This window comes from Asanoa iriomotensis, assembly GCF_016862515.1.
Classification (GTDB): domain Bacteria; phylum Actinomycetota; class Actinomycetes; order Mycobacteriales; family Micromonosporaceae; genus Asanoa; species Asanoa iriomotensis.
Map to the genome: position 1 here is coordinate 152,432 of NZ_BONC01000004.1, position 14,023 is coordinate 166,454.

The following is a 14,023-nucleotide window of genomic DNA, read 5'->3' on the forward strand; positions in this document are numbered from 1 at the left end:
TCAGCGGTTCTCCCGGAACTCGTCGTTCAGCCGGCGCTGCAGCGCCACGTCCTGCCACATCGGATGGTGCGGCGCCGCGTTGGAGCAGACCACCGTGCCCCAGGCACCGAGGTCGCGGGCCCTCCGCATCGCGTGCGCGCAGATCTCCGTACCGACCGGGCCCTCTTCGAAGTTGGCGTGCAGCGGCGTGTAACCGACCCAGCCCTCACCGAACACCAGCGGAATCCCGCGCGCGGCGGCGTGGTCGGCGGCCACGGCCAGCCAGGTCTCCATGGTCTCCCGCATCGCGTGCCGGTGCTCGCTGTAGCGGTCGTAGAGCCAGCGGTCCCACCTGTCAGGGTCGCACCAGTCGTGGGTGTAGATCTCCCGGTGGGGAACGATCGTCGCTTCGCTCTTCCAGGACGCCGGGGGCCGCCAGTCCTCGAGCTTCGGCGCCCCGTCACGGAGCAGCTCCGCGAACGCCCGGTCTTGCGGAAAAGCTCTAGAAGTGTCCCGCAGCGCGAACTCGTCGTAGAGCTGGCCCAGAACGCCGTACACGTAAGGATGGAAGACCGCGACGTCCATGTTGCGCGGCAGCCCGCGCATCTCGCCGACGGGAACCCGGGCGTAGTTGACGGTGACCGGCACGGCCGGCTGTCGCTCCTTGAACCGGTCGATGCCACGCTCCATCGAGGCGCGCAGCCCGACGACGCCCTCGCCGGCGTGCAAGCCGCTGTACTGCACCTCGTTGTGCAGTTCGACGTACGCGATCACGTCGTCGAGCCCTTCGGCGCGCACGAAGTCCACGAGCGCGGCGTGGGCGTCGGCCAGCGCGACCGTGCGGTCCGCCCGGGGCACCGCCTGCATCGCACGGTGCCACGCGTCGTCGACGCCGAACGACGGGCTCTGCTGGTATTCCCAGCTCGACACGATGATCCGGCAGTCGTGTGCCTTGGCCTGACGGAACAGCTCCAGCAGGTGCGCCCGCCCGTCGACCGGCGGCCCGGACGGCACGTCGTACCACCGGGTCCGTTGCCCGAACTCACCACCCAGCCCCGTGAACCGCAGCGCCGACGTGTCGAGCCCGGAACCGAAGAGCAGGTAGGGCATCGCGCAGATGCGCACTGTGTCGTAGCCCCGCTCGACCGCCTGCCGGAAGGCCTCGCCGAGATCGGCGAACGGCTCCCCCGGTCCGGTGCGGGTGTACCAGGTGAAGTCCCACAACGAGATCGTCATTGGGGTACGCGTCATTTGCTCGATCCCATCAACAGTCCGGAGACGAAGTGCCGCTGGAAGGCGAAGAACACGATGGCCGTGGGCACGGCCGCGATCACCGAGGCGGCGGCGACCACGTTCCAGTTGCTGACGTACCCGCCCTGCAGGTTGAGCAGCGCCGCGGTGACCGGCAGCTTGGCCTCGGTGCGCAGCACGGTGATGGCCCAGATCAGGTCGTTGAAGATCCAGGTCGTGGCGAGCGCGCCGAGCGCGGCCAACGAGGGCCGGCACAGCGGCATGATGATCCGGGCGTAGATCTGCACTACGCCGGCGCCGTCGATCCGGGCCGCCTCGGTCAGCTCCTCCGGGATCGACCGCATGAAACCGTGCAGCACGAACGTGTAGAAGCCGAGCCCGAAGCCGACGTGAATCGCGACGAGCGCGTACAGCGTGTCGTAGATACCCAGCGACTCCATCACCCGCGACACCGGGATCAGCAGGATCTGCGGGGGCAGCAGGTTGCCGGCCAGCATCGTCAGCAGGATCGCCCGCCGGCCGGGGATGTGGAAGCGGGACAACGCGTACGCCGCCCAGGACGCGAGCAGCAGGCTCAGCAGCACGGCGGGCACGGTCACCTGGACGCTGGTCCACAACGCCCGGCCCATCGTGCCGCGCCCGAGCGCCTCGCGGAAGCCTTCGAGGCTCAACGAGACCGGCCAGGCGGCGGTGCCGTTGGCGGCGATGTCGTCGAACGAGCGGAACGCCAGCACCAGCACGAACACCATCGGCGCCACCCAGAGCAGGGTGAGCGGCGCCATCACCGCGTGGAACACCCAGCCGCGCCGCCGCTTCGGCTTGGTCGGTGGCGGACCTGCGGTTTTCGCGGGTACGGGGGTCAGGGTCGCGGTGGACATCAGGCGACCTCCTCCTTCGTGGCCCGGACCAGGTACGTGATGATGAAGATCAGCGCGAGCGCGAAGATCACCACGGCGATCGCCGACGCGTAACCGAGGTTCAGGAACGTGAAGCCCTGCTGGAACATGTAGGTGCTGAGCAGCTCCGACGAGTGGTACGGCCCGCCCTGGGTCATCGCCCAGACGATGTCGAACGTGCGCAGCGAGTCGATCACGGTGACCGCGAAGACCACGGTGTTGACGCCGCGCAGCTGCGGCCAGGTGACGTAGCGGAACCGTTGCCAGGGGCCGGCGCCGTCGGTCGCGGCCGCGTCGTCGAGCGTCGGGTCGGTGCTCTTGAGCCCGGCCAGGTAGAGCACCATCACGTAGCCGACCTGGCGCCAGACCGCGGCGATCAGCACCGCGTAGAGCGCGGTGTCCGGATTGGCCAGCCACTGCTTCTCGACGCTCTCCAGGCCGACCGCGCCGAGCAGCGTGTTGATCGTGCCGTCCGGCTGGTACTGGACCCGCCAGAACAGGCCCGTGACCGCCAATGAGAACACCATCGGCAGGTAGATGGCGCTGCGGTAGAGGCCGACGCCCCGGCGGGGCCGGTTGAGCGCCACCGCCAGCGCCAACCCGCCCAGCACGGAGAGACCACCGAACCCGATCGCCCAGATGACGTTGTTCCACAGCGCGCCGCGGAAGATGTCGTCGGCGAACAGGTTCTTGAAGTTGTCGAGGCCGACGGGCTTGGCCGCGCCCAGCCCGTTCCACTCGGTCAACGACAGGTAGAAGCTGTTGACCGCCGGCCAGAACACCATGCCGATCTCGACCGCCGCCGGGATCAACAGGAAGAACCAGACCACCTTGGGTACGGCGCGCAGGCGCTTTTTCCTTGGTGGTGCCGCCAACGCGGTCACGAGCCGAGGACCTTCTTCGCGGATGCCTGCCATTCAGCCAGGATCTTGTTGACGTCACCGGGCTTGTCCAGGAACTTGGTCAGCGCGGTGTCGGCGGTGGTCTGGAGCTCGTCGCTGGAGTCCCGGTTGAAGAACTGGGTGATCGCCTTGCTCTCGTTGAGCAGCTTGATGCCCTTCTGCACCAGCGGCGCGAAGGTGGTCGTGTCGACCTGCTGCGAGGTCGGCAGGTTCGACGACTTGGCGAGCTGGATGAACTGCTGCTGGGCCGGCGCGGAGGCCAGGTAGGACAGCAGTTCCTTGGCGCCTTCCGGGTTCTTGGACTTCGCGCTGGCGAAGTAGCCGTCGGTCGGGGCCTCCTCGGCCACCGGCACGCTCGGGTCGATGATCGGCACGCGGAAGAAGTCGAGGTCGTCGACCGCGTCGCTCGGCACGCCGGAGGTGATGAAGGCGCCGATCAGGTACATGCCGGCCTTCTTGGCGGTCAGCGGGGTGACGGCGTCCTGCCACGAGTAGGACCGGCCCTTGGGGTCGATGTATTCGACCAGTTGGCGGTAGTGGTCCATCACGGTCTTGACCTCGGGGCCGTCGAACGCGTGCTTGCCGGCCAACAGGTCGCGGTGGAACTCGGCGCCGTTGATCCGCAGGTTGAGGTAGTCGAACCAGCCCGAGGCCACCCACGGGGTGGAGCCGGTGCCCATGGAGATCGGCGCGACGCCCTTGCTCTTGATGGTCTTGCAGACCGCGATGAACTCGTCCCAGGTGGTGGGCACCTGGACGCCCCACTCCTGGAAGGCGGACTTCCGGTAGAAGACGCCCCACCAGTAGTAGTTGGTGGGCACGAAGATCTGCTTGCCGTCCGCAGTGGACAGTTCCTTGAGCGCGTCGGAGAAGCCGGCGCAGGCGCCGTTGCCGGTCCACAGGTCGGAGACGTCGAGCAGGAAGCCCTTGCCGGCGTAGTCGCGGGCCACCGAGCCGGCGTACCAGGTCAGCACGTCCGGCGGGTTGCCCGAGTTGAGGTAGGTGGGCAACTGGGCCCGGAACGTCTCGATCGCGATCGTGTTGAGCGTGACCGGCGTCTTGCTGTATCCCTCGACGACCTTGGTGAGCGCGGCCTTGGGGTCAGGGTCGGAAAGCGACGACTGCAGGGTCAGCGTCGTGGAGGCGGCACCGGCGCTGCTGTCGTCACTCCCGGTAGCGCATGCACCGAGGAGCGAGGCCATACCGACACCGCCGATCCCGGCGAGGAACCCGCGGCGACTGAGGGGAACAGAAACCATGCGAAGCCTCCTGGGTCGTGTTTCCAAGAGGTTGCATCACAGAGAATGGCCTGTCAACATATCTTCGTAATTAATGAAGACATCGTGATCCGGGAGGTCGCCGCGTGGCGGGTATCTTCGCAGGTCGCACCGCTGTTGTCACGGGTGCGGCCGGAGGCATCGGTGCTGCCTGCGCTGTGCGACTGGCGGCGCACGGCGCTGCCGTGGTCCTCGCCGACGTGCGCTCGGCCGACGACGTCGCGGCTCGCATCACGGCTGCGGGCGGCCGCGCCAAGGCGGTGCTGGCCGATGCTGCGAGCGAGGACGACTGGGCCGCACTGGCGGCTACCGCGCGTGACGAGTTCGGCCCGGTAGGCGTGCTGGTCAGCAACGCGTACACAGTGGATGTCGCCCCTGCGGACCGGACCAGCCTGGCCTCCTGGGAACGGCAGATCGCCGTCTCCCTCACTGGCACCTTTCTCGGCGTCAAGGCGCTGCTGCCCGACCTGCGCGCCCACGACGGCAGCGTGGTCGTGGTCTCGTCCGTGCACGCGCTGGTCGGGCTGCCCGGCCGCCCCGCCTACGCCGCCGCGAAGGGCGGGCTCGTCGCGCTGGCCCGGCAGCTCGCCGTGGAGTATGGTCCGGCGCTGCGGGTCAACACCGTCCTACCTGGACCGATCATGACCGCCGCATGGGACTGGGTGTCCGAGGACGACCGCGCGCGCAGCGTGGCCGAGACGGTGGCCAAGCGGTTCGGCACACCCGACGAGGTGGCCGCCGCGGTGGCGTTCCTCGCCTCCCCGGACGCGGCCTACGTGACCGGCGCGAGCCTCGTGGTCGACGGCGGCTGGACCGCCACCAAAGCGTCCGCGTGAGTCAGGGAGAGACGACAGCATGCAGCAGTACACGGCGCGTGGCGTACACGGCCAGACGGTTGAGCTCCTCGCACAGCGGATCGTCACCGGCCAGCTTCCCGAGGGCGCCATCCTCGACCTGACCGCCCTCCAGACCGAGTTCGACGTCAGCCTCACCGTGCTGCGCGAGGCGCTGCGGGTGCTGGCCGCCAAGGGCATGGTCGACGCGCGCCCCAAGCGCGGCACGTTCGTGCGGCCGAGGGCGGCCTGGAGCCTGCTCGACGCCGACGTCCTGCGGTGGCAGTTCGCCCGCGCCCACCGGCCCGGCCTCTTCGACGACCTGCACGAGCTGCGCAGCATCGTCGAGCCCGGAGCCGCCAGCCTGGCTGCGGCGCGGGCCACCGAGGAGGACCTCGCGGCGCTGGACGCGGCGTTGGAGGAGATGGCCGCCGCCGGCGCCGACCCGCTCGCCGCGGTCGCCGCCGACCTCGCCTTCCACCGCGCCCTGCTCGCCGCCACCCACAACGAGCTGATCCAGCGCATGGAGGTGGTGATCGAGACAGGTCTGGCCGAACGCGACCGGATGGTGCACGGCGCCGACGGACCCAACGATCCGGTGCCCAGCCACAAAGCAGTGGTCGACGGGATCCGGCGACACAACCCCGCACAGGCCGCGCGCGCCATGCGCAAGCTGCTCGACCAGGCCATCGAAGACGTGGCCAGGCTGGAGAGAACCCCGCGTGAAGATCGACAAGATTGAGACCTTCCTCGTACCGCCGCGGTGGCTGTTCTGCCGCGTCGCCACCGACGAGGGCCTCGTGGGCTGGGGCGAGCCGGTGGTCGAAGGTCGCGCCGAGGTGGTCCGGGCCGCGGTCGAGCTGCTCAGCGAGTACCTGCTCGGCGAGGACCCGTTGCGGATCGAGCAGCACTGGCAGGTGCTGAGCAAGGGCGGTTTCTACCGGGGCGGTCCGGTGCTCTCCAGCGCCGTCGCCGGCCTCGACCAGGCGTTGTGGGACATCGCGGGCCAGGCGTACGGCGCACCCGTGCACGCCTTGCTCGGCGGCGCGGTCCGGGACCGGGCCAGGGTCTACGCGTGGATCGGCGGCGACGAGCCCGGCGAGCTCGGCGACGCCGTGGCCGAGCACGTCGCGGCCGGCATGACCGCGGTCAAGATGAACGCCAGCGGCCGGCTGGCACCGGTGCCGACGCCCGCCGAGATCGACCGGATCGTGGAGCGGGTGGCCGCGGCCCGGGCGGCGCTCGGCGACGACCGCGACCTGGCGATCGACCTGCACGGCCGGGCCAGCCTGCCGGCGGCGCGGATGATCCTGCCGGCCGTGGCTCCGCTGCGGCCGCTGCTGGTCGAGGAGCCGCTGGTGCCGGAGCAGACCCATCTGCTCGGCGACCTGGTCCGCGGCACCACGATCCCCGTCGCCACCGGCGAGCGCATCTACGACCGCGCCGGTTTCCTGCCCGCGCTGCGGGCCGGTGTCAGCGTCGTGCAGCCGGACCTGTCGCACGCCGGCGGCATCTCGGAGGTGCGCCGGATCGCCGCGCTCGCCGAGACCCACGGCGCGCTGTTCGCGCCGCACTGCCCGCTCGGCCCGATCGCGCTCGCGGCCAGCCTGCAGGTCGCGTTCGCCACGCCCAACTTCCTGATCCAGGAGCAGAGCATGGGCATCCACTACCACCGCGGTGGGGCCGACCTGCTCGACTACGTCGCCGACCCGGAGCCGCTGCGGATCGTCGCGGGCCACATCGCGCGGTGGGACGCGCCCGGCCTCGGCATCTCGATCGACGAGCGGGCGGTGCGGCAGGCCGACGCGGCCGGGCACGCCTGGCGCAACCCGGTCTGGCGGCACGAGGACGGGTCGTTCGCCGAATGGTGACGGTCACCGCCGACCTCGCGCTCGGCGGCCGTTGGACGTCGTTGCGGGCGGCGGGCCGGGAATGGCTGTGGCACCGGGACGAGCCGGCGCGGTCCACAGTAGAGCCCGGTGCGGCCTTCGTCGACGCCGGCGGGCTCGAGGAGTGCCTGCCGACCATCCGCGGCCTACCCGACCACGGCGACGCCTGGTCCCGGCCGTGGACCGCGCTCGACCCGGCCACGGCGTCGGTCGCGGGCGACGGCTACGTGCTGCGCCGCACGTTCGCGGCGTCCGATGCGACGCTGGTCGTCTCCTACGCGCTGCACGCCGAGCCGGGTTGGCGGTTCCTCTGGGCCGCGCACGCGCTGCTCGACGTCTCCCCCGCCGCCGAGTTGGCGGCGCCGGCCGGCACGGAGACCCGGATCGACGGTGGGGCGGTCGCGCCGTGGCCGACCCCGCTGGGCCGGCTCGGCCCCGACGACGGCAGCGCGACCGGCGCCATCCTGGTCGACTGCCCGTCGGTCACGGTCGTCGACAGCGAGCGGCTGACGCTCACGCTCGACGCCCCCGGCCAGCCGGTGTCCACGGCGCTGTGGCGCAACCTGCGCGGCTGGCCGGCCGACGGTCCCTACCGCAGCATCGGCGTCGAACCCATGCTCGGCCGGGTCTGGGACCTGGCGGACGCCGGGCCGGGCGAGGCCGCGGTGGTGCCGCCGTCCGGAGTGTGCGAGTGGCGGCTGACGATCGGCGCAGTACCGTCGGGTTGATGGCCGAGATCGCGGGAGCGAGCCGCACCGCCGTCCTGGTCTGCCAAGGGCGGGCGGCGGCGCACGACCTGGTGGCGCCCGACCGGTTCGCGGACCCGACCGCCTTGCCGCTTCTGCGCGAGGACGAGCGCGTCCCGGTGCGGTTGGTGCGCGACGGCCGAGCGCCGAAGGAGTGGCGGGCGCGGGTCGAGTTCGAGACGGTCAAGGCGATCACCGAGCTGATGGTGCCGCGCACCGTGGCCATCGACGACGCGGTGCGTGCCCGCCCGCTGCCTCAGGTCGTCATCCTCGGCGCCGGCCTGGACGGGCGGGCCTGGCGCATGCCGGAGCTGGCCGGCACCGCCGTGTTCGAGGTCGACCAGCCCGCCTCACAGGCGGACAAGCGCGCCCGGGCGGCCGCCCTGACCGGCGCTCCCCCGGCGTACGTGCCGGTCGACTTCCGCACCGACGACCTGAGCGCGAAGCTGGCCGCCGCCGGGCATGCCGGTGACCGGCCGACGACCTGGATCTGGGAGGGCGTGGTCCCCTACCTCACGCCCGCGGAGGTGGAGGCCACCGTCGGCGCGCTGGCGGCCTGCTCGGCGCCCGGCAGCCGGCTGGTCGTCAACTTCCAGCTACCCGTGCCGTTCCTCAAGCTCGGCTTCCTGGTCGCCCGCGCGGTGTCCCGGTCGGCGGGCCGGTCGAGCGTGTTCGCCCGGGAACCCTGGCGCTCGACCTGGACGCCGAAGGCGATGGCCGACCTGCTGGCCCGGCACGGGTACACGGTGGTGGCGGACCAGAACATGCTCGACACGGCCGAGGGCATGCCGGTGCCGGTCCAACACCGCCGCTCGCTGGCCCAGAGTCAGGTCCAGGTCGCCGACCGCGACTGAAAACGGCGTGACCGCGGGGCGGCGCGCCCGATAGTTTCGCCGGCGTGGAACCACTGACCGAAGCTGCCATCCGGGACTCGTTCGTCAACTGCAGCAAGGGCGAGGCGAGCCGGATCCGGCTCCCGGCGGGCTTCGCCGACGGCGCCGTGCCCTGGGCTGACCTGGACTTTCTCGGCTGGACAGACCCGGCCGCGCCACTGCGGGCGCTGCTGGTGGTGCCGGGCGACGACGGGCCGACCGGCATCGTGCTGCGCCGGCCCGAGGGGCGCAGGAGCAACAGCCTGTCCCGGTCGAGCATGTGCAACGTCTGCCTGACCGACCACGCGGCGTCCGGGGTGACCCTGTTCGTCGCGCCGCTGGCGGGCGTGGCCGGCCGCAACGGCAACAGCATCGGCCAATATCTCTGCGCCGACCTCGCCTGCTCGCTCTACGTGCGCGGCAAGCGGGAGCCGCGGATGCGCCCGGTCCGCCGCGAGGAGACGCTCACTCTCGAGGAGCGGATCGACCGGACGGTGACCAACGTCAACGCTTTCGCCGGCCGGGTCACAGCGCGATGACCTGACCCACCTGGGCCGGGACGCGGCCGGCGACCGCGGCCAGCCACGCGGTGCGCAGGGCCTCCGGGCCGTGTCCGACCCGGATGTCGACCCGGCCGCCGAGCGCGTCGGCGAACCGGCGCCAGGCGGCGCCGAACCGCCGGTCCAGCTCGTCGCGCCCCCAGTCGGCGCCGCGCTTGCGCATCTGCACGGGCGCGAAGAAGAACTCGCCGGCGGCTTCGCTGTTGGGCACCTGGTAGGTCAACCCGACCGCCACGTCGCGCACCAGGTGGTCGCCGAGGTGCTCGCGCAGCGCGTGCCGGGTCGACGGCGCACCGGCCAGGTCGAGATAGGCGGTCGGGACGGGGGTCAGCGTCTCCACCTGGGCGTAGGTGAGCACGTCGTCGTAGCAGCCGAGGGACTCGGTGAAGCGCTGGTTGCCGGGCGAGGTGAGGCCCACCAACCGCGGCCCCTGGCCACGCAGCTCGAAGGCGGTGGCGTAGGCCGTCTTGCTCGACGCCGAGGAGAGCACGAGGGTGGTCGCGCCGAAGAACCCGTTGTCGGCCAGGTAGTCGGCCAGCATGAAGCTCGTGAAGAACAACGGCCGGAACAGCACCAGCAGGTCTTCCTCGTCGGCCCGATAGGCCGGGTCGCCGGTGGTGAGCCGATAGGCGTTGTAGGGCGAGGGCAGATCGGCCCGGTGCGGGCTGCCGTCCCGGAAGCCGGTCGCGTCGACCCGCTCGGGCCGCACCACGAGCTGCCCGGCCGGAGGCAGGTAGCCGTAGACCCGCTGACCCGGCTCGACGCCGGCCACGGTCGAGGAGACCACGTCGGCGAAACCCCAGAGCGGCACGAGCCCCCAGCCGGATTCGAGCCCGCGGCCCTCGGGCGGAAAGAACCGCCAGTAGCGGAACGACTCACCGAGCACGGCATAGGTCACGTTGTTGGCGGTGACCCCGACCCGATCGACCCGCAACACGGCCGCACCCTCGCCCGCCTCGACCTCGGGCCCATCGACGACGGTGGTCCGGCTCAGATCATCCCTGTCAACGGCGAACGTCCACGAAGCCATTCAATGACGGTAGATACGTCGCACCGCCGGGGACAAGAGGTGATCGTCGCCGGTGGGGGCGCGCCATCGTCTTCACGCCGCGCGTCAGTTCGGCGTGAAGACGATGGCCTGGTTGTCGCTCAGCACCGCCTGGTTGAACGAGTGCTGCACCGCAGCCGTGCCGGTCGGGTTCTCCAGGCCCACCGTGGCGCTGTCGCCGCGTTCGCGGGTCTTCGACGCCGTCAGGTCGAAGTAGTTGAAGACGATCGTGCCGTTCTCGCCGAAGATGGCCTCGACCGAGATGCGCGCCGACGCGGAGCCGTAGTGGCCGATGTTGTTCCACTCGACCACGAACTGCCGGTTGGGTGCCGAACCCGTCACCTTCGTGCGGATCGTCGTGTCCGCCCGCATCACCAGGTCGTCCCAGAACGCGTACGCCGCGGCGTTCGGCAGCGCGGCGGACGGGATCGCCCCGTTCTCCGGCTGGGCCCAGTCGGGCTCGGCGAAGGCGACGAAGCCGTTGGTCGAGACCCACGCCTGCGTCTTGTTCTGGCCGTAGAACGGCACCGGGAACGGCAGGTCGAGCAACGCCGTCGCGTCGTCGCCCGCGATCGCGACCGGTGTGCCGCCGGTGGCCGGGGCGTACGTCCGCTGCTCGGTCGTCTTCGTGTAGCCGCCCGTCGGCGGCGGCGGAGTCGTGCTGCCGACGGCCAGGTTCGCCGTCACCGTCCCGCCCGCGGTCACGGTCACGTTCTTCGACGCCGACTGGCCCCCGGAGGTCGCGGTCACCGTGTAGGTGCCCGCCGGCACCGCGCCGAACTGGTAGGCACCGCCGGTGCCGGTCACCGTCGACCCGCCGCCGGGCGCGAGCGTCACCGCGGCGCCGACGATCGGGTTGCCGGTGGCGGCGTTGGTGACCGCACCCTGGATCGTGCCGGTGGTCGGCGGCGGTGGCGGGTCGTCGGAGCCACCGCCGGCCGGGGTGAAGGTGACTCGCTTGCCGTTGGCGAGGTTGGGCTGGTTGAACGAGTAGGTGGTCGCGGTCGCACCCGCGGCGTCCTCGATGCCGATCGTCGCCGAGTTGCCGTACTCCCGGGCGGTGTTCAGCAGGTCGTAGTTGAAGTCGATCTTGCCCGACTCGTAGAGCACCGCGCTGACCGACAGCCGGGCCGAGTTGGAGCCGTAGTGGCCGATGTTGCCCCACTCGACCACGAACCGGCGGTTGGGCGCCGAGCCGAGCGTCTCCGTGCGGATCGCCGAGTCGGCCCGTGGCACGAGGTCGTCCCAGAACGGGTAGATGCCGGCGTTGGGCGCGTCGCCGTTGGGCAGGGGGCTGTTGACCGCGATCAGGCCCGCCTGGCCCGGGTCGGTGAACGACAGGAACCCGTTGGTGGTCACCCAGAGGCTGTTCTGCGGCACGCCGTAGAACGGGAAGGCGAACGGCAGCGACACCTGCTGCTTCGCGTCGTCGGCGGTCAGCGGCAGCGTGGTCGCGGTGGCACCGACGTACGGCTGCCCGGTGGCGTCGCTGACCTCGTAGTCGCCGCCCCCGCCGCCGGTCGCCTCATAGGTCGCGGTGTACGTCGCCGGGGCGCTCGGTGCGGTGATCACATGGGTGGCCGCGCCGTTGTCGGACCAGCTGTCGAAGGCGTACCCGGACTGCGGTGTGGGCGCGCTGATCGAGTTCGTCGAACCCGCCAGCACGGTACGCGTCGCGGGCGTGGTCACCATGACCCCGTTGACACTCAGCTCGAGCCCCGGCGGGTTGCTGGTGAAGGTCAGGTCGACGCTGCGCGGGTCGAGACGGCGCGTGACCGTGTGGGTGAGCCCACCGTTGTCCGTCGCGGTGAGCTTGAGGTCCAGATAGGACGGATACTCGTGGTCGGGCGCGTTGAACGACCCGGACGCCACCCCGTCCCACTCCTGCACGTTGTGGGTGTGGCAGTTGTCGGCCGCGTAGCAGTGCTGCAACAGGAGCTGCCAGTGCAGCGCCGACGCCGGCAGGTTGCCCTGCTGCGGGTCGGTGGCGTGCCCGCTGAACGAGATCTGGTCGCCCACCTTGAAGCTCGGGTTGGTCGCCGGTGTGTCGATGATCGCGGTCGGCGCACCGGTGCCGACCAGGATCTGCACGGTCGTCTCCGCGGACAGCCCGGCCAGGTCGCTGACCCGCAGCCGGGCCGTGTAGACGCCGGTCGACCCGTATGTGTACGACGCGGTCACGCCGGCCGCGTCCCACGAGCCGTTGTCGGTGAAGTCCCACTGGTAGGACAGCACCTCACCGACGTCCGGGTCGGTCGAGCCGGACGCGTCGAAGCTGACCGTCAGCGGCGCGTTGCCCGAGGTCGGCGTGGCGGTGGCGGCCGCGGTCGGCGGCTGGTCGCCGGAGTTGTAGTCGAACCGGCGGATCGTGCCCCCGCTGTGGTCGACGTAGTAGAGCCGCTGGTCCGGCCCGATCTGCATGTCGACCGGTGTCGCCGCCGTCGAGGTGAACGGCACGATACGGGTGCGGTCCGGCGCACCGTCGGCGCCGGGCAGCATCGCCCAGATGCACTGCCTCGCGTAGTCGCCCCAGAACAGTGCGCCGCGGTACGTCGCCGGGTAGCTGCCGCCGCTGGTCGGGTAGAACGCCAGCGCGCTCGGCGACGATCCGCCGGTCGGGCAGCCGTCTCCGGACACGACGGCGGCGGCGTGGTTGTAGGTGTAGTGCGGCGCCACCACCGCGTTGGGCCCCTGCGCGTAGAGCGTCTCGCACAGTGACAGGTTGGGCGCGTCGTAGCCGTTCTGCCGGATGTCGCCCTCGTAACAGGGCCAGCCGAAGTTCTCCACCGGGCTGTTGAGCGGGTCGGGCAGCCGGTCGATCTCTTCCCAGAGGCGCCAGCCGACGTCGCCGAACCAGACCTCGGACGTGCCCGGCCGGAAGGCCCACCGGTAGGGGTTGCGCAGCCCGTACGCCAGGATCCGGCGGGTGTTGGGGTCGGAGCTGCCGGCCATCGGGTTGTCCGGCAACGCGGCACCGGTGTTGGGGTCAACCCGGATGAACGTGCCGGACAGCCCGGTCGGGTCGCCCGGGGTGCGGACGTCCTGCGAGCGCAGCGCGCCGCCCTCGGCGGTCGGTGGTGTCATCGTGCCACCGACCGGCGCGCCCGGGTCGCCGCAGGCGTTGGTGACGGTGCCGCGCTGGCCGTAGTCGGGGAACGCCGGCGAAGCGCCGTCGCCGCCGCTGACGTAGAGCGCGCCGTCCGGGCCGAACCCGATGTCGCCGACGGCGTGCGTCTCGTACAGGTGGCACCAGTCGTGCAGCAGCACCTGCTCGCTGCCGGTCATCACGTCGCCCGCGATGCGCAACCGGGACACCCGGTTGCTCACGATGCAGTCGCCGAGCACCGCGCAGCGGTCGTTGTAGGTGGGCGCGCTGCCACCGATCTGGCCGTCGTAGGTGTAGGAGACGTAGACCCACGGCGTCGCGGGGAAGTCCGGCGGCACGGCGAGGCCGAGCAGACCCAGGTCGCCGTAGGTGAAGACCTGCTGGCTGAGGTCGGCGAAGACGGTCGGCGTGGTGTCGGAGAGGTTGTCGTAGATCTTGATGACGCCGTTCTTCTGCGCGATCAGGATCCGGCCGTCGGGCGCGAACACCAACTTGGTCGGGCTGGCGAGCCCGCTCATCACGACGCGCTCGGTGAACCCGCTCGGCAACGGCCCGGCCGCCGCCGGCGCGGCGGCCAGGACGCCCAAGGTCAGCGGCGCGCCCAGCACCAACGTCAGCAGGCCGGCTAAGAACCGCCGAAGGCTCAACGACACCGTTCGCTCCA

The 14,023-nt window shown here is 71.1% G+C and carries 12 protein-coding genes; 6 read left to right on the forward strand and 6 right to left on the reverse strand.

All coding sequences use genetic code 11. The annotated features are described in order from the left end of the window. The 4 genes from Air01nite_RS05075 to Air01nite_RS05090 are packed head-to-tail and all read right to left on the reverse strand — an operon-like array spanning position 1 to position 4,287. Positions 1 to 1,230 (reverse strand): cellulase-like family protein, encoded by a 1,230-nt coding sequence (locus tag Air01nite_RS05075; protein ID WP_203700616.1) that lies wholly within the window; start codon positions 1,228 to 1,230, stop codon positions 1 to 3. Further along, entirely contained in the window at positions 1,227 to 2,108 is an 882-nt protein-coding gene (locus Air01nite_RS05080; RefSeq protein ID WP_203700617.1) for a carbohydrate ABC transporter permease, read from the reverse strand. Before Air01nite_RS05080 ends, Air01nite_RS05075 begins: the two co-directional genes overlap by 4 nt. After that, positions 2,108 to 3,010, reverse strand: a complete 903-nt coding sequence (locus Air01nite_RS05085; RefSeq protein WP_203700618.1) for a carbohydrate ABC transporter permease — start codon at positions 3,008 to 3,010, stop codon at positions 2,108 to 2,110. The genes Air01nite_RS05080 and Air01nite_RS05085 overlap by 1 nt, the downstream gene beginning before the upstream one ends. Then, positions 3,007 to 4,287 (reverse strand): ABC transporter substrate-binding protein, encoded by a 1,281-nt coding sequence (locus tag Air01nite_RS05090; protein WP_239090501.1) that lies wholly within the window; start codon positions 4,285 to 4,287, stop codon positions 3,007 to 3,009. Before Air01nite_RS05090 ends, Air01nite_RS05085 begins: the two co-directional genes overlap by 4 nt. A 104-nt stretch (positions 4,288 to 4,391) precedes the next feature. On the opposite strand from Air01nite_RS05090, the gene Air01nite_RS05095 reads away from it, so the two are divergent. The 6 genes from Air01nite_RS05095 to Air01nite_RS05120 are packed head-to-tail and all read left to right on the forward strand — an operon-like array spanning position 4,392 to position 9,184. Beyond that, complete coding sequence (locus tag Air01nite_RS05095; RefSeq protein ID WP_275408182.1) at positions 4,392 to 5,141, forward strand: SDR family NAD(P)-dependent oxidoreductase; 750 nt, start codon at positions 4,392 to 4,394, stop codon at positions 5,139 to 5,141. Positions 5,142 to 5,160: 19 nt separating this feature from the next. Next, positions 5,161 to 5,880, forward strand: coding sequence for a FadR/GntR family transcriptional regulator (locus Air01nite_RS05100; protein ID WP_203700619.1), 720 nt, complete (start codon positions 5,161 to 5,163; stop codon positions 5,878 to 5,880). Further along, complete coding sequence (gene dgoD, locus Air01nite_RS05105) at positions 5,861 to 7,009, forward strand: galactonate dehydratase (protein WP_203700620.1); 1,149 nt, start codon at positions 5,861 to 5,863, stop codon at positions 7,007 to 7,009. Before Air01nite_RS05100 ends, dgoD begins: the two co-directional genes overlap by 20 nt. Continuing rightward, a complete protein-coding gene (locus tag Air01nite_RS05110; RefSeq protein ID WP_203700621.1) occupies positions 7,003 to 7,755 on the forward strand; it encodes a hypothetical protein in 753 nt (250 codons plus the stop codon). Before dgoD ends, Air01nite_RS05110 begins: the two co-directional genes overlap by 7 nt. Continuing rightward, positions 7,755 to 8,627 carry a class I SAM-dependent methyltransferase gene (locus tag Air01nite_RS05115; protein ID WP_203700622.1) on the forward strand — a complete coding sequence of 291 codons (873 nt, stop codon included), beginning with the start codon at positions 7,755 to 7,757 and terminating at the stop codon, positions 8,625 to 8,627. The genes Air01nite_RS05110 and Air01nite_RS05115 overlap by 1 nt, the downstream gene beginning before the upstream one ends. 44 nt (positions 8,628 to 8,671) lie before the next feature. Then, positions 8,672 to 9,184 (forward strand): FBP domain-containing protein, encoded by a 513-nt coding sequence (locus tag Air01nite_RS05120; protein WP_203700623.1) that lies wholly within the window; start codon positions 8,672 to 8,674, stop codon positions 9,182 to 9,184. Here the strand turns inward: Air01nite_RS05120 and Air01nite_RS05125 are convergent. After that, positions 9,171 to 10,235 carry a DUF2855 family protein gene (locus Air01nite_RS05125; RefSeq protein WP_203700624.1) on the reverse strand — a complete coding sequence of 355 codons (1,065 nt, stop codon included), beginning with the start codon at positions 10,233 to 10,235 and terminating at the stop codon, positions 9,171 to 9,173. The two genes, Air01nite_RS05120 and Air01nite_RS05125, sit on opposite strands and share 14 nt — an antisense overlap. Before the next feature lie 84 nt (positions 10,236 to 10,319). Then, positions 10,320 to 14,012, reverse strand: coding sequence for an NIDO-like domain-containing protein (locus tag Air01nite_RS05130; protein ID WP_239090503.1), 3,693 nt, complete (start codon positions 14,010 to 14,012; stop codon positions 10,320 to 10,322). Positions 14,013 to 14,023: the final 11 nt, after the last annotated feature.